The following is a 25,887-nucleotide window of genomic DNA, read 5'->3' on the forward strand; positions in this document are numbered from 1 at the left end:
GACGTGCAGGCGAAGTGAGGGGCGAGGGACCCATGACGGGTCGACTTCTGGACGCGGTTCATTCACGCGTCCAGGTCATGGCGAACGCCGACAGTTCCGGCGCCTTGCCGGTAGCCGCATTGCCGTGGAAGGTCACGCGCACCTGGTAGTAGCGGGCACCGTTGATGGCCGAGGTGGAAGCGAGCCAGGTCCCCGGCTCGCTCCCCGCGTGGAAGTCGATGCCCCAGTTGTCGCGGCCCCCGCCCTCCGTGTGATCGGGCGAATGCGTGTCCGTCGAAGCCTCGACGTCGTTATAATAGTCGCCGTAGAGGTCGAGCTTGCGCGCGTCGTACTGGTAGTCCGCGAGCCCGTGGTCCAGCGTGCCACTGAAGTTGTCCATCGCGCCGAGCGGGCCGTCCGGTTCGAAGTGGATGGCGGTCGCTCCGCGGTAGAAGAACTCGATGGACGTGCCGTCCGGCTGCTGTTCCGGTGCGGGTTCGAAGGTCGGCTCGCTGTAGATCCTGCCGCCGAAGCCCGCCGTCCCCTCGGATTCGATGACCGACTCGAACCAGATGGAATGCGCCTGACTGATCCGGGTCACGTAGTCGAGCGCACCGATGTGCACCGAGTTGTCGCGGCCGAAGGTCGAAGCGCCCGGGGGCGCGGATCCTGGATTGAACCCGCCGTTCGCCGCAGTCTCGTTCTCCGGGTCGATGACGACGAGGTTGCCTGAGGTATTGATCCCGCCGGTCGAGAAGGCTCGGAAGTAGGGATTCGCGGACGAGTTCGAGGCGATCTTGATGAGCCAGCCGTTCCGCCCCACAGCGCTCTGCTGAACGGACGTCCGGAACTCCATGAGCAGGGGCAGACCGATCGTCTGCACGCTCCCTGCCCGATAGTAGGGATTCGCGGCGGTCGCGAGGCCCAGCGCCGGTGGGTAGGAGAGCGGTTCGACACCGTTCCCGCTCGGACCGGATCGACCTCGGATCCGGGTGTCGCGCCACGTGAAGTAGCGCTTCTCCGCTTCCGGGACACCGCGGTTCAGCGGGAAGGGCATGAGCTGTCGTCCGGACGAGGTCCGGTAGAGATCGGCCTGCTCGATGGTGTAGCCGCGCTCGCGCGGGTGAACCACTTTCTGCGTTTCCCCACCTAGAACGTTCTGAGTGAAGATCGGTTTGAGGCCGGAGGCCGGGAACTGCGGAAGGAGATTGCTCTGGTTGACGAACTCGTCCGGCGCATAGCGGGAATGGGACATCAACATCGCAAAGCGCTCGAACTGATCCGGAACGACCGAGCCGCCTGCGGGCGCCCACGAGATCCCTTCGATGTCGATGTTGATCTGATTGGGATCCGTCAGCGAGAAGCCGCAGTCCGCGTAGCGCCAGAGGCACTGCATCTTCGAACCGAGCGGCGAGAACGGCGTGACCACGCCCTGGTCGAAGGGCTTCATCTGCGCGATGAGCGCTTGCTCCTCGCTGTCGATCACGACGGTCTGACGGAGGACGGGGCGAGCGCGAAGCGTCTGGCGGATGGGATCGATCTGCACCTGCCCTGCCCACTCCGGCCCGACGGGGGCCTCCTCGTCGGTGGAGCTGAAGCGGCTCACTCGCCCTCCGTTCAGACGCGACGGCGCCGCTGGCTGGAGGTTGAGGGGGACGCTCGGCAGCGAAACGACGGGATTGCCCGCGAGGTCCCGGGGCGCGAACGGCTGGCTCGAGTCCGCGAGGCTCAGGTAGTAGCTCTCTGCCACGCCCTCGAGGTGCGCGAGGTCGAGCACCGGGACGAAGGTGACCTCCCGGAGCGTGGCCGACTGATTCAGCTCTCCGACGACGTAGTCCGCCGTCGAAAGGGCGCCGAGGGGTGGTACGAGACGCCGCGTCAGCGTCACCGAATCGAACGCCGTGAGCGAGCCCGGGTCCATGGGTTCGCTGAAGCGCAGCGAGACGATCGACGACGGGTCGATGCCTGTCGTCGGATGGTCGGGGTAGCTCGCCGGACGGGGCAGCACCTGGACGTAGCAATCCGGCACGTCGCCGGCGGCGAACGTCGACTCCAGGTTCGAGGACACCATCCCGAACCTCTCCCAGTCCGAGGGACCGTTGGCCCAGTCGGGCGGGAAGGTGATGACCCGCACGGGGAGACCGAAGAGTCGGCCGTCTTCGTCCGGCTCGTAGCGGGCCGCCTGACCGGGGGAGAGGCCCACGGGGCGAACCACTCGCGCGAACAGGCCGTTCTGGGTGATGACCTCGGTACCGTCGAGTTCCCCGGGGACGCATTGCGTCGAGGAGATCCGGATCTCGGGAAGGATGAAGTCGAGGGACGCGGGATCCAGGCCAGGCCCCTGGCTATGGACCGGAGGTGCCATGAGCTCGACGGGGGTCGACCCGATCACCCGGGGCGGCGTGGTATCGCGCAGGAAACCGTTGAACGGATCCGGAATCACGCCGGCGTGTCCCCCGGAACGGAACGCCCGGGTCACGGCCCTGGCGTTCGTGCCGAAGTCCACGGGACCATTGTTCGCCGTGGCCAGCGGGTGGTTGGTGAGATTGGTGACGATGCGGGTGAGCCCGATCGACGGATTCAGAACGGTCGGAATGCGCACCTGTACGTTCGCGCGGCTGGAGTCGACGCTTGGCGAAAGGCCGACGCCGTTCAGCGGGACCCCGGTCCCCGTGCGCTGCTTCTCGACGAGACTCGTCGTCATGTCGATGATCACGCGCGTCGGATAGAACGCTCCGTCACTGGCCGTGCCTCCGTGGTGCGCCGAAGGGAAGACCCTGGCCTCGAACGGGCTCGTGGGCGGATCGCCCTGGACGACCTGAATCGATCGGTCGGTGATCGTCGCCGGGCGCAGCAGATCGTCGAAGGTGAGGACGAGTGCGGCGTTCCGCGGCAGCATCGAGAACACGCCCGTGGTCTCGAGGTCCTGGACCTGGATCGGGTCGAGGTTCTCCCCCGCTGCCTCCAGAAGGTCGAGGAACTCCGCGTACCCGATCGGATCGTCGATGTGGCGACGGATGAGCAGCGACTCCTGTCCCGTCACGCCGTTGAGGGAGAGTTCGTAGTCCAGCGCGTCGGATACGAGGCTCTGGCGAATCACGAAGTCGTCCGCCATCGAAACGCGCGCTCCGTCGCCGTCCAGCGCCTCGATCTCCACGAGTCGACCGAACCGGAGCGAGGACCAGTGCACCGCGGTGGCGGTCCCGCCGTCATGCACGTCCTCGAAGAAGAAGGCGGGCCCGGGTCCGGTCGGGCTGTCGCTGCCGCCACCGGGTGTGACTGTGCCGCTGCAAGCGGACAGAAGCGCGCCCGTGGCCAGAGCGAGCATGGCAGACGGACGAGCGGAGCGGACGGGACGGGATGGGAAAGGTCCCATGGGGCCTCCTTTGGGTTGAGGGCCTTTGGATCTGGGCACGAAGGCGCCTTCCAGCACACGCTATCGCTGTGCAGCGCAATCTCTCCGTGCAACGCGAGGGATAGGTCGAGCGCCGACTCCCGGTGCGTTCACATGCACGAAGCGCGCGAGCGGTGGGACGGGAGCGGCGAGGAACCGGAGCAATCCCTGTGCCCGCGCCCGATCATCGCCGATAACCGCCCTCCCACACGCGCCAGACGGATCCAGGCGCGCCCCGGGTGGGGCCGAACGAACGCGACTCGATCGAACGTGTGTGCGCTTCCGCGCGACTACTGCCGACGGAGCGCTTCCGTTGGCGTCATGCGCGCCGCTCGCAGCGCAGGCAGCGTGCCGCCGATCACACCCAGCGCGAGACTGAACCCGATCGCCGTCAACAGCACCGGGGCAGTGATCCGAAAACCGAACGCGACTTCCGTGAAAGTCTGAAAGTTCGTCGTGCCCGTCTGGATGCCGTTGAGCGGAAGCACGAGCAGCGCGCCAAGCACTCCCCCGAGCAAGCCGAGCAGTACGGCTTCGAAGAGGAACGACAGGAAGATCGAGAGCGGTCTGAAACCGGTCGAAAGAAGGATGCCGATCTCGGGCGTTCGCGACGCGATGGCCGAGAGCATCGTGTTGGTCGCCGTGAAGACGGCCGCCACGCCCATGATCAAGCCAAGGAACGCGCCGAGGAAGACGAGGATGGCGGAGAGCACCTCGGTCTGCGCCGTCAGGTAGTCCCGCTCGGTCGTGACCGCAGCAGGCGTCTCGCGGCTCTCCCGCAGACGCGCATCGAGCGCCTGGACGTCTGTCCCTTCCGCCAGCTTCCCGAGGACGCGATTCGGACCGAAGCGGTCGAGCGCGCTCAGCATCCGATCGAAGTCGCCCCAGATCTCCGACTCGAAGGGACCGTCGCATTCGAACACGCCCACGACCTTGAACGGCGTCACGTTGATGGTGAGGACATCCCCCACATGGCAGTTGTTGATCCGGTCCGTGATCGAGCGACCGACGATGACCTCATCGGTGCCTGCCACGAAGTTCCGCCCCTCGCTCATCCGCAGCTCGTCGCCACGAATCGCGAACGTTGCGGGCTGGACGCCCCGGAGCGGCACGTTGGTCTCACCGCCGTCGACCCGGTAGCGGCGCACCGCGAGGAAGCACTCCAGCGACGCGAGCGGCGCCCCGTTCGCATCGACCGCGAACTCCGGCGTCGACTTCGCGATCCGGAGCGCGCCCTCTCGCGTGAAGCTGGAGACGCCCTCGGAGGTCGCCCCGGGTCGCATCACGACCGCGAGATCCGCGCGACCGTTCTCCGCGTAGAGCGTGGCGAAGCCCTGCTGGAGCGCAAGCACGCCCGCGACCGTCGCGACCGTCGCCGCGATGCCGAGAACGGTCAGGAGAGTCGGTCCGCGGCGCACGATCAGACTGCGCAGGTTGTAGCTGAGGGGGACGAGCTTCATGGTCAGTCCTTCGCCGAGAGGGCCTGAACCGTGTCGAGCCGCGCCGCGCGCCAGGCTGGTGCGATCCCGGCGAAGAGCCCGAGCCCCACGGCGACCACCGCGCCCAGCGCGTAGGTCGAGGACGTCACGGCGTAGCCCGGGAACATGCTGCCAAGCGCACCGGCGATCCCGGGTTCGGTGACCTGGGCCAGGAGCAGGCCAAGGCCCGCACCGACGAGACAGATCAGCATGGATTGCAGCGCGAGGAGCTTCACGGCGTCGCCGTCCGTGAACCCGAGCGCTTTCAGGATGCCGATGTCCCGCGTCTGCTCACGGCCGGCCATCAGCATCGTGTTGACGACCGCCAGAAGGATGGCGATGAGCACGCCGCCACCGATCGCCGACACGAAGAACGGCACGTTGCCGAACATCGAGACGAACTGCTTCTGGAACTCGGACTCCGAGGTCGTCTGTACGCGCTGGGGCCCGTTCTCGAACAGAGCGTCCACTCGGCCCATCACGGCGGTCGGATCCGCGCCGGGCTCCAGCGCAAGAATGTAGGTACCGACGCCGGGAGCCTCGCCGCTGCCCGCCTTGACCGTGTCCTCGAAGTAGTCCCAGTGGAACATCATCATGTTCGGGTCGAAGTTGCGCGCCGTCGGCTCGTAGATGGCGGCGACCTCGAACTCCCAGGCGATACCCGGGCCGTCGGGATGCGGAAAGAGTTCGGGCAAGATCGGCACGGTATCCCCGAGCTTCCATCCGTACTTCTCCACGAGTCCCGTGCCGATCAGCGCCCCGCGCCGCTGCTTCTCGAACGCCTCGGCGGAGCCCTCGGTGATCTGCATCTCCGGGTAGATCTCCAGGGTCTCCGCAGGGTCGACGGCGAACTGGGCGAAGCGATTGCGCTCCTCCTGGTAGTAGCCGCCGAACCACTGCCACTTCGAAATCCCCTCGATGCCCGGCACCGACTGGATCTTCGTCTGATACGACTGCGGGAGATCCACGAAAAGACTCACCGCGGACTGCACGATCAGGCGGCTCGCGCTCGCCGCATCGGCGCCCGACTGGATCGTCGTCACGAGAGTCCGTAGCGTGCAGAGCAGGAAGAACGCGACGACGAGAGAGCCCACCGTCAGGAAGGTTCGCAGCTTGCGGCGCCAGAGGTTGCGCCAGACGAGTCGGAGAAGGTCCATGGCTCAGCTCGCCCCTTCCGTCATGGAGGCAGCCGCCGGCTCGCGCTGCTCGATACCGATCAAGCGCCCCTTGTCGAGCCGGACGACGCGCTGGGCGCTCTCCGCCGCGTGCGGATCGTGGGTCACCATCAGGATCGTCTTGCCGAGTTCGGCGTTGAGGCGTCGCAGGAGCTCGAGCACCTGGTCCGCGGAATCGCGGTCGAGGTCGCCGGTGGGCTCGTCGGCCAGGATCACCGTCGGATCCGTCACCACAGCGCGAGCGATGGCGCAGCGCTGCTCTTGGCCGCCGGAGAGCTGCGTAGGCCGGTGCCCGAGGCGGTCGCCGAGGCCCACGAGGTCGAGCGCGAACTCCGCCCGCTCGCGCCGCTCCTTCTTGGAGAGCGGCGTGAGGGCGAGCGGCAGCATCACGTTCTCCAGCGCACTGAGCACGGGGATCAGGTTGAACCCCTGGAAGACGAACCCGACGTTGCCTGCGCGCCAGTCGGAGAGCTCCGAGCGACTCAGCCGCGCGAGGTCCTCGCCGGCCACGATCACTTCCCCCGAGTCGGGCCGATCCAGCGCACCGATCAGGTTGAGGAGCGTCGTCTTGCCGGAGCCCGAGGGCCCCATCAGCGCGTAGAAGTGCCCCGCCTCCATCGCCAGATCGAGTTCATCGAGCACGCGCAGGGTCTCTCCGCCGCGCGTGTACGTCTTGGTGACCTGCCGAAGCTGGATTCCGTTCTGCTGACTCATGGGCGAAGGCTCCCGTGGAGCTTCTGACTGGGACTATTTCGTAACGACGTGCGATCCACTGTCGAGGTCGGTGCCCGGAGTCAGAACGACCCGGTCGCCCTCGGCCAGGCCCTTCTCGATGGCGACGCGCCGCCCCAGGGGCGGGCCAGCGGTCACGGGGCGGAAGGTGGCCACGCCGCTCTCGACGACGAAGACACCGCGCTGGCCCTCGCGGGTCACGACGGCCGACGCGGGCACGAGAAGCTGGGGCTCGGTGGGCGCTTCGGAGTCACCCGCCACCCCGTCGCTCTCGGGTACTTCGGGAGGAAAGACCACGCGCACACCCATCTCGGGCCGCATGCGAGGGTCGATCGTGTCCAGCTGAACGCGGACTTCGATGGTGGCCTTCTGCCGGTTCGCGGTCGGCCAGATGCGGTCGACGGTGCCACCGAAGCGCTCGGTGGAGAACGCGTCCAGGTACACCTCTGCGGGGCGGCCGATGACGACCGAGTCGAGGCTCGTCTCCGGCAGCTCGACCTGGACCTCCAGAGTGGAGAAGTCCACCATCGTCGCGACCGAGCCGCGGCTCTGGCCGCCGAGGGCGTTGGGCGATACGACCTCGCCCACCTCCGCGTCCTTGAGGACGACGACGCCGTCGAACGGAGCGCGAACGAAGGTCTTGTCGAGCGTCGCTCGGACCAGATCACGGCCCGCCTCCAGCGCGGCGATGTTCGCCTGGGCCTGGGCCTTCTGGAGCTTCGCGACCTCGACGTCCGACTCGGCGCTGGCGACGGCCGCGCGCGTTCTCGCCAGCACGGCCTCCGCGCCCGCGAGCCTCGCACGGGACTGGGCCTGGCCGCTCTCGGCGCGATCGAGCTGCTCCCGGGGGACCGCCTTCCGACCGAAGAGGTCCTTGGCGCGCTCGAACTCACTGTCCGCCAGCGCGAGCGCCGCTTCGACCTCGTCCTTCTGACTCGTGACGCTGCCCACGAGCGCGCGCGCCTCTTCCAGGCGCCTCTCGGCGGAGGTCACCGAAGCCCCCGCAGCCTCCACGGCCACCGCTCCAGCGGCGAGCTCGGCCTCCGCGCGGCGCAGCGACGCCTCTACCTCGGACGAGAACAGTCGCGCGACGACGTCGCCCTTCTTCAGGACGGTGCCTTCCTCGACGTTCAGTTCGATGATCCGGCCCGGCGTATCGGCCGACAGGGCGGCCCGGCGCCGCGCCACCAGATATCCGTTGGCCGCTGCACCCGAAGCGGCGGCGGCCTCCGCCGCTCGCGCGCTCGGTGCCACCATCACCGCCGTCGCCAGCTCGACTTCTGTCTGGCGGAGTCCTCCGACAGCGCCGAGGATCGGCGCTCGGAGGAACCAGAGGGCCGCGAGCGCGCCGCCGATCAGCCCCCACTTCAAGAGGGGAGAGCGGCGCCGATACGCGCGTCGGGGGCCGGCGCCGCGATCGATGCTGAGCCTCTCGAGATCCACAGGCTCTCCGCGCTCAGACCGTCGCGAAGCGCGACGGGGAGAAGAATTCGGGGTCGATCGCGCTGACGGGCTGGCCGAGGATCATCTGCGCGAGGCCCTCGCCGATGCTCGGCGCGAGCTGGAAGTCGTTGCCGGAGAATCCGGTCACGATCCAGAGGCCGGGGATCTCCTTGACGGGGCCGACGATCGGTCGCTGATCCGGCGTGAGCGTGATCCAGGCGGCCTGGTTTCCGCGCGGCGCCATGTCCTTGTAGACCGGCATCCGATCCAGAACGCGCGGCGTCGCCCAGTTGCGGAACTCGTCGGTCACGTCCTCGTCGAGGCTCTCCGGGCGCTCCAGCTCCTCCAGCCCGTCGAAACCGAGCCGGCCGATGCGGGTGCGCTTCTCCTTCGGCTCGCAGCGCAGGTGCAGTCCGTTGGGCCGATCGAGGATCACGGGGTGAGCAGCGGGCATCAGGTCGAGCGGGTCGGGCTGGAAGCGCGTCTCGATGTCGTCATCGATGATCTCGTCCATGTCCTCCAGCGCGGGCGGGTCGGGCATCTCGCAGAACGTCTCCTCGATGCGCACGATCCGGAGCGGCATCTCGACGCCGAGGTTCTTCAGGATGAGCGGGGTCCAGGGTCCGACGGCGAGCACGACGTTCGGTGCGCGGAACTCCCCCTCGCTCGTCGAAACGCCCACGGCGCGGCCGTTCTCGACCAGGACCGTCGGGTTGTGAACGCCGGTCCGCGTGCTCGCGCCGTAGCTGCGGGCGAGAGCGGCGATGGTCTTGATCGTCCTCCGCGGCTCAACGTAGCCGCCATCCGGCTCGTAGGAGCCCTTGGCGTCATCTGCGACCGAAATCCCGGGACAAAGCGCCCGCATCTCGGCGGCGTTCACCACCTTGACGTTGATCCCGAGTTCGCTCTGCATCGCCACGTCGGCCTTGAGATCCGCGATGGCCTGCGGGTCCGAGCCGGCCACGACGAGCACGCCCGTGCGCTTGTAGCCGACGGATCGGCCGACGAGCGTGTTCATTCCCGCGTAGACCTTGAGGGCGTCCCGGGCCATGCCGGCGAGGACTCGGTCCGGGTAGCCCTGGTGAATGACCGCGCCCGTGCGCCCCGAGGAGCCAGAGCCCAGGGTCCCCTTCTCGATGAGGATCACGGGCTCGGTGAGCGGGTCGCAGCGCTTGGCAGTCGAGAGGGCAATGCTGGTGCCCATGGCACCGCCGCCAACGATGAGGATTTTGGCCTTCAACGGATTCTGATGAGAGACGGAACGGGCGAGTGAACGGGCACGAGTGTAGCGCTGAACGCGCCAATAGGCGGTTAATAGGCCCAGCCCACTCGGGGCGCGGTCCGAATGGGCTGGTGGCAGGTGGATCGAGGGGGTTGATCCGCCCGCGTTAGGGGGCGCCGGCGCGCAATCGAGAGGGCGGCATGAGGGGGGAGCTGCACCTCTCCAGGCGGCCGGAGCCTGGATTTTTCTCTTTGCGATCAGGAGATCCGTAGCGGCGCGGGGAACCAGGGGGAGAAATCCCTTGAAAAAGCACGGTTCGACGAACTCCCCATCCAACGGAGCTCGCCCGACCTATATTCCTCGCGCCATGATTCCAGAGCGCAGGACGAGAACCATCCAGGTCGGCCCCCTCACCCTCGGCGGCCAGGCCCCCATCGCCGTCCAGAGCATGGCGGCCACACGGACCCAGGACATCGAAGCCACGATGCGCCAGATCGAGCGCATCCACGCGGCGGGCGCCGACCTGATCCGGGTCGCGGTCGACTCCCCCAAGGACGCCGAGGCCCTCGAGGAGATCGCCGGTCGCATGCGCGCCCAGGGGATCGTCGTGCCGCTCAGCGTCGACCTCCAGGAGAACTACCGGATGGCCGCCATCGTGGCGCCCTTCGTCGACAAGCTCCGCTACAACCCGGGGCACCTCCACCACCACGAGCGCGAAAAGTCGATCGCCGACAAGGTGGCCTGGATCGCAGAGACCGCCCGTGCGAACGGCTGCGCCATCCGGATCGGCGTGAACGCGGGATCGATCGCCCCGGAGTACAAGGAGCGCTTTCCGGACGACCACGTCCAGGCGATCGTTCAGTGCGCGGTCGATCACTGCGAACTCCTCGACCACCTCGACTTCCCGAACTACGTCGTCTCGATCAAGGACTCGGACCCGCGCCTCGTCATCGATGCGAACACTCGATTCGCCGAGGCGCGCCCGGACGTTCCTGTTCACCTCGGCGTTACCGAGGCTGGCATGCCGCCCGAAGGGATCATCAAGACGCGCATCGCGTTCGAACAGCTCCTTTCGCGCGGCATCGGCGACACCCTGCGCGTCTCGCTGACCGTTCCCTTCGACGACAAGGGCAAGGAGATCGCTGTCGGACGCGAGATCCTCGCCGACGTCAACGCGGGCAGGTTTCGCTCGGTGCCGCCGAACTTCTTCGACGGCCTGAACATCATCGCGTGCCCGTCGTGCAGCCGCGTCGAGAACGAGAAGTTCATCGACCTCGCCGAGGACGTCAAGAAGATGACCGAGTTCGCGGCGGACCACGACCTGACGATCGCCGTGATGGGCTGTCGCGTGAACGGCCCTGGTGAAACGGACGACGCCGACCTCGGGCTCTGGTGCGGCCCGAAGACGGTGAACCTGAAGAAGGGCGAGGAACTCGTCGGCAACTTCAGCTACGACGACATCCTCGATGCGCTGCGGCGGGAACTGGATGTCCTGATCGCAGCGCGGAGCTGACCCTCCGGGCGGTCAGACGAGTCCCGACGCGACCATCGAATCGGCCACGCGGCGGAACCCTGCCACGTTGGCCCCACGCAGGTAGTCGACTCCACCGTCGGTCTTCGCCGTAGGCTCCTCGACGCAGCGGTCGTGGATCTCTTGCATGATCGTTTCCAGCTCCTCCTCGGTGCGCTCGCGCGACCAGGGGTTCTTGCCGGCGTTCTGGGCCATCTCCAGGCCGGACACCGCGACGCCGCCCGCGTTGGCGGCCTTGCCAGGCGCGAAGATCACCTCGGAGTCTCGAAAGCGCGCGATGGCCCCCTGGGTGCAGGGCATGTTGGCCCCTTCGACGACCATGCGAACGCCGTTCTCGAGCAGGGCCTTCGCATCCCCTTCGTCCAGCTCGTTCTGCGTGGCGCAGGGGAAGGCGAAATCGCACGCCTCCCCCCAGGGCTTGCCCTCGGGAACGAACTCCGTTCCATCGAGAACCGCGGGAACGTCGGAAAGGCTCCCGCGTCGGTCGACCTTGATCTCGCGGATCGCCTCCCAGCCCGCAGGGTCGAGGCCCCCGGGGATCCGCAGTAGGCCGTCGGAATCGGAGAGCGTGATGACCTTCGCCTCGCGCGCGATGAGCTTCTCCGCCGCGTAGAGCGCCACGTTGCCAGCGCCGGAAACGGCCGCGCGCTTTCCAGCGAGCGTCTCGTCGCGCACGTGCTTCAGGGCGTGGGAGCCGAAGAGCACGGCGCCGTACCCGGTGGCCTCTGTTCGCATGGGTATCCCCCCCATGCCCATGGCCTTTCCGGTCATGGCGCCGCTCCACTGGCCGGCCAACCGCTTGTACTGGCCGAAGAGATAGCCGATCTCCCGCGCGCCGACGCCGATATCACCCGCAGGCACATCGGTGTCGGCTCCAATGTAGCGCCAGAGCTGGGTCATGAACGCCTGGCAGAAGCGCATCACCTCGCGGTCCGAACGCCCCTTGGGATCGAAGTCCGACCCGCCCTTGCCTGCGCCCAGCGGCAGTCCTGTCAGCGCGTTCTTGAACGTCTGTTCGAACGCGAGAAACTTCAGAACGCCTTCGTTCACCGTGGGGTGCAGCTGGAGTCCGCCCTTGTAGGGGCCAAGGGCGTTCGTGTGCTGGACGCGCCAGCCGCGATGGACGTGGACCTCCCCCTCGTCGTCCTCCCAGGTCACGCGAAAGCGCACGATCCGATCCGGCTCCAGGAGCCGTGGCAAGACCTTCGCGCGCCGGTACTCGTCGTGGGCGTGGACGACGGGCACGACGGATTCGAGCACCTCCTTCACGGCCTGGTGGAACTCGGACTGGTGAGGGTCGACGGAGCGAACTTCGTCGACCAGCACGGAAACGGAGGCACACATGCAGAAAAAGGCGGGGAGAGGGGGGCGGTCGTGGGAGCGGGCACGAAAAAGGGCCCGGAGAGCCACGACACCGGAAAGGATGACGTGGGCCCCCGGGCCCGGAGTCAGCGAGCTTGCGAGCAGGGAAGGGAAGGGAAGGGAGCTTGGCGAGCGAGCGCCAGCAGCAAACTGGCCGAACGCGGTTCAGCGGTGAATCAGCTGCGTGCCTTGGCGGCGTCGCGCATGTCGCGGATCTGGTCATGGTGCTTCTTCACACCGGTGATCTGCTCGTGCAGGCGCTTGTTGAGCGGGCTGCCCGCCGTCTCCTTGAGGGCGTCCTGGTAGGCGTGGAGAATGCGGTCCTCGCTGCGCTCGAGTTCGGAGAGCAGGCCGACCTCTTCTTCGCTCTGGAACTTGTCGCGGACTTTCATGAACCAGCTCTGGAGCGGCTCGGCGAGGCTCGTCTCGTACTGCTTCGTCTCACCGGTCAGCGCGAGCGCCTGCTGGAGATCCTTGGCGTTCGACTCACGCTGGACGGCGATGGAGCGGAAGAGATCCGTCAGGCCGCTGCTCTTGGCGAGATCCGACGCGTTGCGATAGATCTCCGCGCTGTTCGCGTTGGCCGTGATGAGGCTCTTGAGTTCGTCGACGGTATTGTCCTTGAGGTTCGAGGGAGTTTCCATGGTGGATTCCTGGGCTGGAGGTTCTTCGGTCTCTTGCGAGGTGATCTCTTGCGAGGTGATGAACTCAAGTGTCGCCATGGACCTCCACCTGGCCCCAAGTCGACGTAAAACCGCGCTCATGGCCGCTCCCGGTCGGCCTGGGGGAACCGTAAGGTGGCCCCGTGACGTTTCGATTCCTGCACCTCGCCGATCTCCACCTCGACTCTGCCTACGGCGGAACGAGGGAGACGGCGGACCGGCTCCGCCAGGCCTCCCTCGACGCGCTGGTCGCCGCCGCGAATCTCGCGATCGAAGCGGAGGTCGACGCGGCCCTGATCGCGGGGGATGCATTCGACGACGAACGCCTCGGCTACGCCGCACGCTCCGTCTTCCGGCGCGAGCTGGAGCGCCTCGCCGAGCACGGGATCACGGTCCTCCACGTCACGGGCAACCACGACCCGGGGACGAGTTCCGGGAGAGCCGCCGCGCTTCGCCTGGTGGGCGGGCCTGGCTCGACGAGCCGGTCCGCCCCCATTCACACGATCCTCGACGGAACGCCCCGCGTCTTCGAGATTCGGAACCGCGCCCGGGAAGTCGTGGGCCAGGTGATCGCCGCTGGCCACGCCACGTCTCGCGTGACCGACAACCTCGTGCACGCGATGCGAGCCAAGCTGGAAGCCGCTCCGCTAGACGCCGCGCTTCCCCGCATCGGCCTTCTGCACACCCAGGTCGGCTCGGCGGCGGGCGCTGATGGGCATCAGCCGTACGCGCCGTGCTCCGTCGCGGACCTCATGGCCTGCGATCTCGACTACTGGGCGCTGGGACACGTTCACGTCCGCGGTCGCGTCGACCCTGCGATCCCGGCTTACTACGCCGGCAATCTTCAGGGGCGAAACGCGCGGGAGGCCGGGCCCAAGGGCGGCCTCCTCGTCGAGGTGGATCGCGACGGAATGGAGAGCGAACCCGAGTTCGTCGCGCTGGCTCCCGTGGAGTTCTTTCGATGCCGCGGTGAGCTCGCGAAGGAGGCCGAACCGGAGCGCGCGGCCGAGGCGATTGCCTCGGCGCTGGACGCAGCGGCAGCGGAGGGGAACGGGCCCGAGGCGCGCGAGATCGTCGTCCGCTTCGACCACGCGGGCCCCGCGGCTCCGGAGGGATTCGCGCTGGCGGTTCGCGAGGAGCTCCAGCGCATGAGCGGCCCGCACTTCGGCGAGTTCTTGGAGGTGGAGCTCGCGCCGGATCGAACCGCGGTCGAACGCCTATCCCACGGCCCATCGGAGTTCGACCGCTCCCGCGAACTCCTCGCCCGCATCGAGCGGACGCCATCGGCGCTGCGCGAGGCGCTGGCGGTCTGCCGCGAGCACGATGACGGCGCGGCGCTCCGCCTGGAAGACGCCCTCCTGGGGCGACTTCTCCACGGATCGGACGGATGACCCATGCGTATCCTCCACCTCGACATCCACCAGTTCGGCGCGCTTCATGGCCGACGCTTTTCGACGGACGCGGCCGTCGTCGTCGTCCACGGTCGCAACGAGCGCGGCAAGTCCTCGTTCCATCAGTCCCTGCGCAGCGCGCTCTTCGGATTCTCGCCGCCGAGCGCGAGGCTGCATCCCATGGCCAGCCCCGCCTTTCGCCCCGAAGCGGCAAGCGACGCCGCAGCGGACGAGCCCGCGCTGGAGATCAGCGCCACCGTCAGGACGAGGGACGGGACGTTCCTCGTCGAACGCCGCATGGACGCGGGTCCGAGCTCGCGTCTGACGCTGGCTGGCGCCACCACGAAAGACGCAGCCTTCGTGCGGTCGAACGAACCCGTTCCGGCCGCGGGACGTGTCACCGGCAGCCTGTTCGATGCCGTCTATACCCTGAATCCCGATCGAGCGCGCGCCTTCGACCGCGAGCTGGAGAGCGAGGTGGAAGAGCTGCTCCTCGGCGGCGGCGCGCTTCCCGATCTGCCCTCCGTGGGTGAACTCGTGGCTGAGATCGATGGAGAGCGCGCGAGACTGTGGCGCGACGACCGCCGGTCGAAGAAGACGGCAGTGGCGCGAATCGACGCGCGGCTCGCCGAACTCATGGCCGAGGGCCGCGAGACCCGCCAGGTGGAGGAGGAGCTGATCCGCCTGGAATCCGAGCTGGAGCACGGCCGACGCCTCCTGGGGGAGGAGGCCCGCGAACTCGTCGAAGCCCACGAGCGATTCTCGTGCTTGAGGCTGATCGAGCGCGCGGCGCGCATCGCGCTCGGGGCCCTCGACCACGACGTGGACCTCGCCCCGTTCGAGGCCGTGACGCTCGCGCCGCCTGCGCCGATGCTCGCGGACCTGGAGGATGCGGAGGTCGCCCTGGAGGAGCCGACGCGACGGCTCGCGGAACCCGAGGCCGAGTTCGACGAGCGCGATCGGGGGCTGCTCGCGCACGCCGAGTCGATCACGGGCCTCGCGCGCGACGAAGCGCGGGTTGAGCAGTGGCAGTCGAAGGCGGAGACCCAGCGCCTGCGGGCGCGCGAGATTCGCGGCGCAGCCGTGCACGTGGAGCGCTCGATCCTGCGGCGGGGCGATGGCGAGAACCAGGACGGTCCAGCGGACGGAGACCTCGTGGAACTGCGCGCCCTCGGCGCGCAGTGGGAGCGCGCAAGCGCCTTGGGCGCGCCATCGAGATCCGGATCCACCGGCTCTGGGTCTTCCGGGTCAAGCGAGCAGCGCTTCGGAGTCTCGGGGGCGGGCTGGACCGTGGCGTTCGTCGCGGGAGCCGCGGCCGGCGGATCCGCGCTCCTGGGCGGCGCCCACTGGGCAGGAGCGCTGGCCGCTGCCGCAGCACCGGCCGTTGCGGTGCTCGGTGCCGGCAGTTCCGTGGGCTTCGGAGGGGCCGCGGGCTTCGGAGGGGCCGCTGCGCGCGGCGGGCGGGTCACACCTCCGGCCGAGCTGGAGGGCCTGGCGCGGCGAATCGGACTCGGATCGTCGTTCATCGGGAGCCCCGCCGAGATCGCGGCGGTGCTGGAGCCCCTGTCGCGCGCCGCTACCCAGCGGGCTGAAGCGGACGCGCTCGAGGGCGAAGCTCGCGAGCTACTGGCACGCAGCGCGGCGGAGCGGGAGCGCTGGGCCCGCATGGCCAACGACCTCGTGCCGGAGGTCAGGCAGGCGAGCTGGACCTCGCCCGACGACGCGCCCGCACTCCTCCGCGAGCGACTGGAAACGGCGAGGACCCGCGAGCGCGCCCGCCTCGTCGATGAGCGGGAGCGACGACGGGCGACGCTCGAGCGGGAGCGCGCGGCCGAACGCCTGCGAGAGGTCGCGGATCGATTCGAGGAGCTGCGTGCCGCCCTGGAGGGCGCGGTACCGGGCGAGCCGGTGCTGGAGCGCGCCTATCGACGCGTCGCGGACGCCTGGGCCGCGCGCGAGCGAAGCCGCGGCGCGCTGCGTGAGCTTCGCGAGGAGCCGGGCTGGAATCTGGCGTCACGGGATCCGCTTCTGAAGCCCGCCCTTCGGAGCGGCGAGTTCGACGGTGCCGAGCTGCGCGCGGTCGAGGATCGCGTGGCGGAACTGGAAGAGCGCATGGCGGAGCGCCGGGACGAGCTGGCGCGGATGGACGAGCGACTCATGCGAGAACGGCCGAAGCGAACGCGGTCCGCGATCGACTCCGAGATGCTGCAGCTTCGGGAGGCGCGCGCCGAGGCGCTGGAGCGTCACGGCGAGCTGACTCGACTCCGCGACGCTCTGGCCGAAGGCGAGCGCCGCTACCGCACCGAGCATCAGCCCGCGATTCTGGCGAGCGCCGGGCGCTGGCTGGAGTCGATCACCGCCGGTCGCTACCGGACGCTGGCGTTCAGCCCGGACGGGGAGGGAGGCGAGCGCGCCGGACTCTGCGTCATGAGTCGCGAGGCGGGCGGATTCGTTCCGTGCGAGCCACCCCTGAGCCGCGGCGTCCGAGAGCAGGTGCACCTCGCCCTGCGGCTCGGGGTGGCCGAAGCCGCGGACGCCGGGCAGGAGCCGCTGCCCCTGCTCCTCGACGAGGCGCTCGTCCACTGGGACGAGGAGCGTCGGGCCGGCCTCTACCGCGCGCTCCGTACTCGTGCGGCCGTTTCGGGGTCGCGGGGCCCCGGACGGCAGATTTTCTTGTTCACCTGCCACGCGCCTCTGGCGGATGAGGCAGAAAGGGCCCTGGAGGCCCTCAGAATCGATCTCTAGGGCCTTCGGCGCGTCAAAATGCCATCCTCCGATCCAGAATCGGGCCAGGGCATGGGCTCGCCTGCGTCACCGCGACCCGCGTGGAAAGGGCCTGGACTTCACTTCTCTGAGACCCATTAATGACCCCATCATGTGCCTGACCCATGTTCTGCCGCGTGGCCGAGCCCCGAGCTCTCCTCGGCCTACCCGTCCCTGACGTCCGAAATTCCAAGAGAGCGCCGCCCCCACCATCTGTGCTCCCACGAGCACGAGCCTGCGTCATGCGAATCCTCGTTGTTGAAGACAATCCGAAGATGGCCGAGTCCGTCGCCAAGTCGCTCCAGGAACTCGACTACGGCGTCGACACGGTCGGCACCGGCTACGAAGCAGAGGAGCTTGCGTCCTCGGACGTCTATGACCTCTATCTCCTCGACCTGATGCTGCCGGATCGGGATGGCATCGACCTTTGCCGCAACATCCGCCGCATGGGGATCAAGGCGCCGATCCTGATGCTGACGGCTCTTTCGGGAACCGCCCGCAAGGTCGCAGGCCTCGATTCCGGCGCCGATGACTACCTCACGAAGCCCTTCGAGGTCGACGAACTCGTGGCACGGGTCCGCGCGCTCCTGCGCCGCGGCGCCGCCTCGGAATCGACCAAGCTGAAGCACGGCGAGGTCGAGATGGACCTCGCGAAGCGTACCGTCCGCAGGGGCGAGGAGCGCATCAAGCTCACGGCCAAAGAATTCGCACTTCTGGAGTTCTTGCTCCGCAACCCGGACAAGGTCTTGTCACGGAGCGTCATCACCGAGAAGGTGTGGGACATGAACTACGAGCCCACCAGCAACGTGGTGGACGTGTACGTGTCGAACCTGCGCCGCAAGCTCGACAAGCCGTTCCCCGACAAGCTGATCCACACGGTGATCGGTACGGGCTATCGCTTTGGGCGCGGGGATGGCTGAGAGATGACGATGGAGGGGCCTGTCAGCGCCCAGGCTGCCGCCGCCCTCGCGGGCGAGAGGCAGCCTGTGGACGCGGCGCCTGCGGGCGCCACCCCCTCGAGGGTCGAGCCCAGCGAGCCACGGCCGCTGTCCCTCCGCGCCCAGCTCATGATCTGGTTCGGGATCAGCTACGGCATCATCCTGATCACCATCATCGCTGGCCTCGTGGTCATCGATGGAGGCCGGGTCTTCCAGCCCAGCTACGTGCACTACGACTGGATCATCAACCTCGTGGGGATCGCATCCTTGAGCGCGTTCGCCGGGGGCCTTGGTGCTGCCTACGTCATTCTCGGTGCGGCGCTCCGGCCTCTTCGTCAGATCACCGAGGCCGCGCGCGATGTGGCGCCCGAGCGCATCGACGAGAGCCGGATCAACATGCCCGAAGTGGGCACCGAGGTGAACGAGGCCCGGCGCGAGCTCAACAGCGCACTCGACCGCATCGAGGCGGGCTATCAGGCGCAGGAGCGCTTCATCTCGAACGTCAGCCACGAGCTGAAGACCCCCATCGCGATCGTCCAGAACGAGGCCCAGCGCCTGCGCCGCATGAAGCGGCCCCGGGAAGAGCTGGAGCAGTTCGTCAACGACACCGCGAATCAGATGGGCCGCCTCGGCAAGATGGTCGAGAGCTTCCTGACGCTCGCGCGCATCGACTACGAGGAGCGCATGCAGAAGAACGAGGAGTACTGGTTCCAGGACCTCCTCGTCGAGGCCACCAGCCGCTCCCGCGCCCAGGCCCTGACCCACGGCGTCAGCATCGAGCTGGAGCTCCCTGAAGATCTGGAGCAGTTCGACGACCCGAGCTGGGGCGATCCCGAACTCGTGTCGTCAGCGGTCGAGAACCTGATCCGGAACGCCATCCGCTTCTCGCCGCGGGAGTCCGCGGTTCACGTCTCGCTGTCGGTCCCGGAAACGGTCGAGCCACCGCCCGAGGTGGTGAAAGAGAAGTCGATCGGGCGCGGATGGAACCGAAAGGCCGTCCCAGAACCCGAGGTCGAGCGCTTGCCGACGCGCTACGTCAAGATCCAGGTCCGCGACGAGGGTCCAGGCATGCCGGAAGACCTGATCGCCACCGTCTTCGAGCCCTTCCAGCAGGCCGCCTCCGAGCGGCATAGCAACCGCGGCACGGGACTCGGCCTCGCCATCGCCCACAAGGTGTGCACGCTCCACAAGGGTTCCATCCGCGCGTTCAACCGAACGGACGGGCGATCGGGCTGCGTGATCGAGATCCGCCTCCCGTTCCTGGAGGAAGTGGACTGGAAAGCCGATCGACCGATCACGGCCGCGCTCACCGAGGGCGGAATCGGTGAAGGCATCCGGGACTCGCGGCTCGAGTGAAAGGAAGTGGCGGGATCCCCAGCAGGCTCTGTGGGCCCGCCACCCTCAAGTCCTGCGGCGAACAAAGAGCGCTGCGCCTCGAGTTGAATCCGCTGGACTCCGCTGGACTCCGGAACTCCTGCCAATGCAACCAAGGAAGCGGAGGAGGCGGGAGGGTCGAGGGGGCGCGGCGCCCCTGCGAGGGATGGGGGGATGGAAGTACGCGAGCTTGGGCCTGGCCTCCGCCTTGAGAGACGCAGGCAAGAAGTCGAGTCGCGGAGGCGAAGAGTGAAAGTCGCGAAGCAGTCCCGCAACGGGTCGCTCCAAAGGCGCCAGCTACGCCTGGAGACCCCCAGTAACGCGCGGGAGGTCGTGGGTCGTGAGCAGTCCCTTCTGCCCCCCCTTCGTCCAGCCGACTCGCAGGAGCCAGCTCTGCGCCTCCACGCTCACGCAATCGACCTTGGACGCCCCCCGCCGTTCCACAAACCCGCCAAAGGACATCGCGCTCGAACAAGGATCCAGAATCCCCAACCCGAGCCCGTGGTGCACATCGTTCCTGAGCACGTACTTCAAAACGTTCCGCATCTGCGTCGGCGACGTGATCACCTCCAGATGGAAGCGCTCTGCAAAAACGCTCCCTTGCCTCACCCGCCCCCAAAGCCGGTTCAGTCCCAGAGCCGGTTCAGTCCCAGAGCCGGTTCAGTCCCAGAGCCGGTTCAGTCCCAGAGCCGGTTCAGTCCCAGAGCCGGTTCAGTCCCAACCCGGTATTCAAACTCGCCATCCCCTTCGAAAGGTCACCGGAGTTCTCCGCCTCCACGATCAAGTGCACGTGGTTGCTCATCACCGAGAACTCCACGATCCGAACCAGCTCGCCCTGATTCACGCGCGCAATCGCCGCCCTCAGCACCGCCATCTCTTCTTTCTTCCGAAGGGACCGAAACCCCCTCTTCAGCTTGATGGTGACATGCGCCACACCGCCCTTCATCTCTTCCCGACTCCCATGGGCCACCCGAGAATCCTTCGTCCTCTTCGGCCCACGACGCTTCTTCGGCACCGCAAAACCAAACACGGCCTGCAAAACAACCGCCCTCCCCATGCGCGCTTTCGCCATGCAAGATCATAGCCAAAACGATCCAATCCATCAACCCCAAATGCCATCCAAACTACACTTTAAAGACCAAACTCGGCACTTTAGCCAAATCAACCATCCGCCCCAAAACAGCATACTCGGCAGACCTTTCCCACCGGCCGACTCGCACTCCGCGCCCCCGAACCTCCCACTCTTGCCTCCCCGTCACAAGGCGTGGGCCAGGGCCAAGCTCGCACCCTGACAACTCTCCATCCCTCCCAAGGCCGCCGTGCCTTCCAACCTCCCCGCTCCTTCCGCTTCCTTGGTTGCGTTGGGAGCAGCCGAGCAGCCGAGGAGCCCAGGAGCCCAGGAGCCCAGGAGCCCAGGAGACGGCCTCACCCCAACCCCAACCCCAACCCCAACCCCAACCCCCAACCCCCAACCCCCAACCCATAGTCAGTCACGAAAACCGGGCAGCAACCTTCCCGCAGCGTCGACGGGGAACAGCTGCACATCGTCGAACGAGACTGTTCCCGTCGCTCCGAACAGTCCGATGCGGACGATGGCCTCGCGCGCCTCGGTCGGTACATGAATATGGTGGCGCACCCGCTCCTGCCAGTCGTTCGTTCCGAGCATCGGTCCCAGGGTCACCGTGTCCAGCGGAACGCGGTCCCCGTCGTAGAACGTCAGACCGGCCGTAGGAACCTCCTCGCGGTGCGCTCCTTCCCGGGCGCCCGTGGAGGCCATCATCGCTCGGAAGTCGAGCCGGGACACCTCTCGTCCGTCGATCGCCAGGGCCTGCATTGCGTGGGCGGGCTGCCCGGGCGCGTCGCTGGAGAACTCGACGTAGCGCTGGCCGCTTGGAGCATCGGCCGATTCGACCAGCCTCATCCGGCGCTGGTAGTACCAGCCGCGCAGGTTCAGGGTCTCGTCGACGCCGTCTTCGAAGTCAGGGTTCAGGAGAGCAGGGCGCGCCGCGTCAGGAAGGACGCGCCGCCTCTCTTCCGCCGCCCCTGTCATCGGAACGAAGAGCGTGGGGCGCAGCGGCGTCGCCACCAGCGCGCCGTCCTTCTTGACCATCCGGAACAGCACCTGCTGGTGCCGCTCTCCCACCGGAATGACGACCATGCCGCCCTCCGCGAGCTGCTCGACGAGCGGCGCGGGCACATTTTCCGGGGAACAGGTCACCACGATCTTGTCGAAGGGCGCGTGCTCCTCCCACCCGAGGTAGCCGTCCCCCACCTTCGTATGAACGTTGTCGTACCCGAGTCTGCCCAGCACCTCGGCCGCGCGCTTCCCGAGCGGCTCGACGATCTCGATCGAGTAGACGTCCTGGACCAGGGGGCTCAGGACCGCCGCCTGATAGCCGCTGCCCGTCCCGATCTCCAGAACGCGATCGGTCGCGCGGGGCTCCAGCGCCTGGGTCATGTAGGCGACGATGAAGGGAGACGAGATTGTCTGGCCCTCGCCGATCGGCAGCCCGGCGTCGACGTACGCGCGATCTCGCAGCTCGTCGGGGACGAACTCGTGACGCTCCGTGGTCCGCATCGAGCGCAGAACCGCCTCGTCGGTGACGCCGGCACCGCGGATCGCGGACTCCACCATGCGGTGACGGGCGGCTTCCATGGACGAGCGACTCCGCGGCGCGGACGCGCGAGGCGGCGTCGAGGTCTGGCATCCGAGGGCGACAACAGCCGTCATCATCAGCAGCGCCCCGCTGCCAACAAGGCTCCCGCGGAGCTGGCGGTGGCGCGTTCGGTCGGGACGCTGTGGATGTGAGCGCATCATGGGCTTCCAGGGGTTGGCAGGGGCGGCGATGGTAGACTGCCACGGTTGGGGCACCTCCAGGCTACCCCCGAACTCACGCGAGGCTGGACCTCTGGCGCGGCGACCTTCGCTCTCGGCGTCACTGCCTGCGCAGTCTTCGGAGGGTTCGGGTCCCCCCAGGAGGAGGTCTTGCAGCGAGGGGCTCCCTGGATCGTGATCGAAGCCGAGGATTTCGCCGTCACCTCCCCCGGACCTCCCGACGGCGCCCGCGCTCGCAGCTTTCCGTGGGCCAGCGGCCGCGCCGCACTGATTCGCTTTCCGCTCTCCGACGAGACGACCTGGAAGGTGAAAGGCGCGGAGTCGGGCGCCCATGAGCTCTGGCTCCGCTACACCCTGCAGAATGCGCGTCCGCTCGCGTGGAAGCTCGGGTCCGAAGAGTGGACCTCGACCGAGTGCCCACCGACGGAAGGCCTCGCGGGGCAAGATGCCTGGTCCTGGCAGCTACTCGGCGAGGTCGAGCTCGACGGCGTGGCGTCGAACCTGAGCGTGAAGGGAGCGCCCATGCGCCTCGACTGTTTCTTGCTACGGCGAGCTTCCGGGGCCCAAGGCCGGCCTGAGTGGCCGCCCGCCAGGGAAGCTTCCGAACTGACCACGGACGTTCGAGAAACGCTCGCGGCTCTCCCGGCGCGAAGCGCGCCGGGCTGGTTCGACGACGCGGCCGCCATCGAGCTCCCCCCGTGGATCGAGGAGACGCGCGTCGCCCTGCACACCCGACTCTCGGTGGCGTGGACCGACAAGCCGCTCTTCACGGCCGCCGAGGCGCGCGCCGTCGAGCTGGGCGCTCCGGCCATCACGCGGTTCGTGAGAGCCCACAACGGTGACTGCTTCTGGCGCAGCTCGACCGGCGCCGTGGCGGACTGGGTCGAAGCTCTGCCCGAGGACGAACCGGATCCGGTCGAGGCGATGGCCGCGCGAGCGCGGGCGCTCGATCTCGGGTTCATCGCCTACCTGAGGCACGGGGAAGACGGTCCGCTCGCACGCGAACACCCCGAGTGGACCTGTCGCGATCTCGAAGGACGACCCATCGAGTTCGCTGGCCACCCGAGGCTTTGCTTTCACTCGCCGTACGGCGACGTGGTGCGTCGGCGCATCGGGGAGCTCAGCGAGCGCGGCGCCCAAGGCGTCTACCTCGACGAGACCCATCAGCCGCTGGACGGTTGCTGGTGCGACTGGACGGCGCGCGCGTTCACGAAGGCGACGGGGCTTCCGATGCCGACGAGTCGGCTCGCGGAAGATCCGCTGTACCGGAGATTCCTGGCGTTCTCCGAGGACTCCCTTGCCGCGGAGCTATGGCGCTGGCGGACCGAGGTGCGAGAGGCGCACCCGGGTTTCGTGTTCCTCGTCAGCACGAACCTCCAGCCGAATCTGATGGGCCCGCGCCCGACGCTTCGGCTCGGGATCGCGGGGGACGTGATCAAGACGGAGTTCGAGAAGGGGGCCTCGCCCGACCCCCTGGGTTTTCTGAAGTCACATCCGGAGCTCGGGCGATTCGATGAGGGCACGCTGCTGGCCTTCGGGTGGGTCCAGTCCAGGGATGGCGCGTTCGGCAGGCCCGCGCACGTCTGGATGCACGCCCTCGGGAGCGAGGAGCGGTGGAAGGCCGCGACGGCGGCGGTGGTGGCGAGCGGGTGCCTCGCGAATCTCGATCAGGCGGAGGCGACCATGGGCAGCTCGGACGAGCTGGCGGCGGCGTTTCGACTGGGGCGAACCATGGGCGCGAGCCTCGCGCACGCGCGGCCCTGGCGCGCGTGTGCGATCCACCTCCCGGAGCGAGCGAGGAACCGGTCGATGGACTCTCCGGAGCGTGCCTGGAACGGGAACATGGCGCCCGCCGTCGCTGCGTTCTCGGCCCTGCTCGAAGGGGGCTACCCTACCTCCGTCGTCAGCGACGACCAGCTCGCGGAGGGCTGGCTCGACGGCGTCGAAGTCCTCTTCCTTCCGAACGCCGACGGGCTGGAGCCACGCCAGCGCGCTGCGGTCGCCGCCTTTCGCGCTCGCGGAGGCGTGGTGGTCGAGGAAAGCGCGCAGGAGCTGCGACGCGCCTGCGAAGACCGAGCCTGGCCCTATCGGTTGAGCGTCCCGTCCGGTGTCCAGGCGCACCACTTCCGCGGGCAGAATGGCGAGCACCTGATCGCGCTCGCGAACGATCCTGAGTGGATCCGAAAGCCGGGGGCCAGCGCCCCCGCGGAGGTCAGGAAAGCCAAGGTCCTCCTCCGGGCCGAGCAGGCTGAGGTAGAAGTCCTGGGGCAGGAGGTGTCGAAGCCCAAGAAGGTGCCAGGCGGCGCGGAGATCGTCCTGCCGCCCTTCTCGTTCGGGCAGGTGATCCGTGTTCGCCTCCCGAAGGACGCGGACACGGGGCGCTGAACGCGCGGCTCAGGGTGTGATCGCGATCTTCAGGACTCCGTCTCTCTGGTGCGAGAACAGGTCATACGCCTCGACAATGTCGTCGAGCTTGTAGTGATGGGTCACGAGCGGCGTCAGGTCCACGCGGCCCGACGAGATCACCTCCATCAGCCGGCGCATCCGCTCTTTCCCGCCGGGACAGAGGGACGTGACGATCTTGTGATCGCCGAGTCCGGCCACGAATGCGTCCAGCGGGATGGTCAGGTTCTCCGAATAGACGCCGAGACTGGAGAGCGTCCCGCCCGGCTTCAGCACGCGCAGGCAGGCTTCGAACGTGGCCTGGGTTCCGAGCGCTTCGATGGCCACGTCCACGCCGCGTCCGTTCGTGAGGCGCATGATCTCCTCCACCGGATCCATCGAGTGGAAGTTGATGACCGCGTCGGCGCCCACGTGCGAGGACATGGACATCCGCTCCGCGACCGCGTCCACGGTGATGATGGTCGTCGCGCCCTTGAGCTTCGCGCCCGCGGTGGCGCACAAACCGATGGGTCCCTGCGCGAAAACCGCCACCGTGTCACCGATCCGGATGTTGCCGTTTTCGGCGCCCGCGAAACCGGTGGACATGATGTCCGGGCACATGAGGACCTGCTCGTCGGTCAGTCCGTCCGGGACGACCGCGAGGTTTGCCTGTGCGTCCGGGACGAGCACGTACTCGGCCTGGGTCCCGTCGATCGTATTGCCAAATCGCCAGCCGCCGGCAGGCTTGAGACCGTGCCGCGTCCCCGGCCCGTCCTGGGACCAGAGCCCTTCGAGGCAGGCGTTGGACTGGCCGCTGGGACAGATCGCGCCCGCGATCACGCGCTGGCCCACTTCATAGCCGGTGACCTGTGCCCCGAGCTTCACGATCACGCCCACGGGTTCATGTCCGATCGTCAGCCCCTTCGCGACCGGGTACTCGCCCTTCAGGATGTGCACATCGGTCCCGCAGATCGTCGTCGTGGTGATGCGCATCAGGGCATCGTTCGGCCCGACGTCGGGAATGGGCTTGTCCTCGATTTCGATCCGGCCAGGCTCCACCAGCACGGCGGCTTTCATCGTCTTCTTCATGCCGCCACTCTCGCCTCAGCTCGTCCGGCTCGACATGGACCGAAAGACGTATTCCGGCCCCGAAAAGCGAGAAGTACGGATAGAGAGAAGTTCACCGCTACACTCGTTGCCATGTCGACAGCACTCGAGATGGATC

Annotated in this window: 17 protein-coding genes; 6 read left to right on the plus strand and 11 right to left on the minus strand. The window is 67.8% G+C overall.

Annotated elements, in window-relative coordinates:
• Positions 1–58: 58 nt before the first annotated feature.
• The 6 genes from Poly30_RS26700 to Poly30_RS26725 all read right to left on the minus strand — a co-directional run bounded on the left by Poly30_RS26700 (position 59) and on the right by Poly30_RS26725 (position 9,441).
• On the minus strand, positions 59–3,307 hold the full coding sequence (locus tag Poly30_RS26700) for an Ig-like domain-containing domain (protein WP_145205121.1): 3,249 nt from the start codon (positions 3,305–3,307) through the stop codon (positions 59–61).
• Between the two features lie 356 nt (positions 3,308–3,663).
• Complete coding sequence (locus Poly30_RS26705; RefSeq protein WP_145205124.1) at positions 3,664–4,833, minus strand: ABC transporter permease; 1,170 nt, start codon at positions 4,831–4,833, stop codon at positions 3,664–3,666.
• A gap of 2 nt (positions 4,834–4,835) precedes the next feature.
• On the minus strand, positions 4,836–6,008 hold the full coding sequence (locus Poly30_RS26710) for an ABC transporter permease (RefSeq protein ID WP_145205126.1): 1,173 nt from the start codon (positions 6,006–6,008) through the stop codon (positions 4,836–4,838).
• A gap of 3 nt (positions 6,009–6,011) precedes the next feature.
• Positions 6,012–6,740 carry an ABC transporter ATP-binding protein gene (locus Poly30_RS26715; RefSeq protein ID WP_145205129.1) on the minus strand — a complete coding sequence of 243 codons (729 nt, stop codon included), beginning with the start codon at positions 6,738–6,740 and terminating at the stop codon, positions 6,012–6,014.
• Positions 6,741–6,773: 33 nt separating this feature from the next.
• Positions 6,774–8,129: an efflux RND transporter periplasmic adaptor subunit gene (locus Poly30_RS26720; RefSeq protein ID WP_145205132.1), complete on the minus strand. Its 1,356-nt coding sequence runs from the start codon at positions 8,127–8,129 to the stop codon at positions 6,774–6,776.
• An 85-nt stretch (positions 8,130–8,214) separates the two neighbouring features.
• Positions 8,215–9,441 (minus strand): NAD(P)/FAD-dependent oxidoreductase, encoded by a 1,227-nt coding sequence (locus Poly30_RS26725; protein ID WP_145205135.1) that lies wholly within the window; start codon positions 9,439–9,441, stop codon positions 8,215–8,217.
• 349 nt (positions 9,442–9,790) lie between these two features.
• On the opposite strand from Poly30_RS26725, the gene ispG reads away from it, so the two are divergent.
• Complete coding sequence (gene ispG, locus Poly30_RS26730; protein WP_145205138.1) at positions 9,791–10,936, plus strand: (E)-4-hydroxy-3-methylbut-2-enyl-diphosphate synthase; 1,146 nt, start codon at positions 9,791–9,793, stop codon at positions 10,934–10,936.
• A 12-nt stretch (positions 10,937–10,948) separates the two neighbouring features.
• Here ispG and gdhA read toward each other — a convergent pair whose 3' ends face one another.
• Together gdhA and Poly30_RS26740 are read right to left on the minus strand one after the other, a co-directional pair.
• Positions 10,949–12,298, minus strand: a complete 1,350-nt coding sequence (gene gdhA / locus Poly30_RS26735; RefSeq protein WP_145205141.1) for an NADP-specific glutamate dehydrogenase — start codon at positions 12,296–12,298, stop codon at positions 10,949–10,951.
• 194 nt (positions 12,299–12,492) lie between these two features.
• Positions 12,493–12,960: a PA2169 family four-helix-bundle protein gene (locus Poly30_RS26740; RefSeq protein ID WP_419190714.1), complete on the minus strand. Its 468-nt coding sequence runs from the start codon at positions 12,958–12,960 to the stop codon at positions 12,493–12,495.
• A gap of 161 nt (positions 12,961–13,121) precedes the next feature.
• Here Poly30_RS26740 and Poly30_RS26745 point away from each other — a divergent pair, with 161 nt between their 5' ends.
• The 4 genes from Poly30_RS26745 (at position 13,122) to Poly30_RS26760 (ending at position 19,426) form a co-directional block, all read left to right on the plus strand.
• Positions 13,122–14,369 (plus strand): metallophosphoesterase family protein, encoded by a 1,248-nt coding sequence (locus tag Poly30_RS26745; RefSeq protein WP_145205147.1) that lies wholly within the window; start codon positions 13,122–13,124, stop codon positions 14,367–14,369.
• A 3-nt stretch (positions 14,370–14,372) separates the two neighbouring features.
• A complete protein-coding gene (locus Poly30_RS26750) occupies positions 14,373–17,114 on the plus strand; it encodes an AAA family ATPase (RefSeq protein WP_145205150.1) in 2,742 nt (913 codons plus the stop codon).
• 260 nt (positions 17,115–17,374) lie between these two features.
• Entirely contained in the window at positions 17,375–18,052 is a 678-nt protein-coding gene (locus tag Poly30_RS26755) for a response regulator transcription factor (protein WP_145205153.1), read from the plus strand.
• A 3-nt stretch (positions 18,053–18,055) separates the two neighbouring features.
• Positions 18,056–19,426, plus strand: a complete 1,371-nt coding sequence (locus Poly30_RS26760; protein ID WP_145205155.1) for a sensor histidine kinase — start codon at positions 18,056–18,058, stop codon at positions 19,424–19,426.
• A gap of 712 nt (positions 19,427–20,138) precedes the next feature.
• Here Poly30_RS26760 and Poly30_RS28975 read toward each other — a convergent pair.
• Positions 20,139–20,378 (minus strand): transposase, encoded by a 240-nt coding sequence (locus Poly30_RS28975; protein ID WP_419190715.1) that lies wholly within the window; start codon positions 20,376–20,378, stop codon positions 20,139–20,141.
• A gap of 552 nt (positions 20,379–20,930) precedes the next feature.
• Positions 20,931–22,178 carry a protein-L-isoaspartate(D-aspartate) O-methyltransferase gene (locus tag Poly30_RS26775; RefSeq protein ID WP_145205161.1) on the minus strand — a complete coding sequence of 416 codons (1,248 nt, stop codon included), beginning with the start codon at positions 22,176–22,178 and terminating at the stop codon, positions 20,931–20,933.
• Positions 22,179–22,307: 129 nt separating this feature from the next.
• Here Poly30_RS26775 and Poly30_RS26780 point away from each other — a divergent pair, with 129 nt between their 5' ends.
• Complete coding sequence (locus tag Poly30_RS26780) at positions 22,308–24,665, plus strand: alpha-amylase family protein (protein WP_145205164.1); 2,358 nt, start codon at positions 22,308–22,310, stop codon at positions 24,663–24,665.
• Positions 24,666–24,674: 9 nt separating this feature from the next.
• Here the strand turns inward: Poly30_RS26780 and Poly30_RS26785 are convergent, their stop codons facing one another.
• On the minus strand, positions 24,675–25,751 hold the full coding sequence (locus tag Poly30_RS26785) for an NAD(P)-dependent alcohol dehydrogenase (RefSeq protein WP_145205167.1): 1,077 nt from the start codon (positions 25,749–25,751) through the stop codon (positions 24,675–24,677).
• Positions 25,752–25,887: the final 136 nt, after the last annotated feature.

The organism is Saltatorellus ferox, from assembly GCA_007751475.1.
GTDB lineage: Bacteria > Planctomycetota > UBA1135 > UBA1135.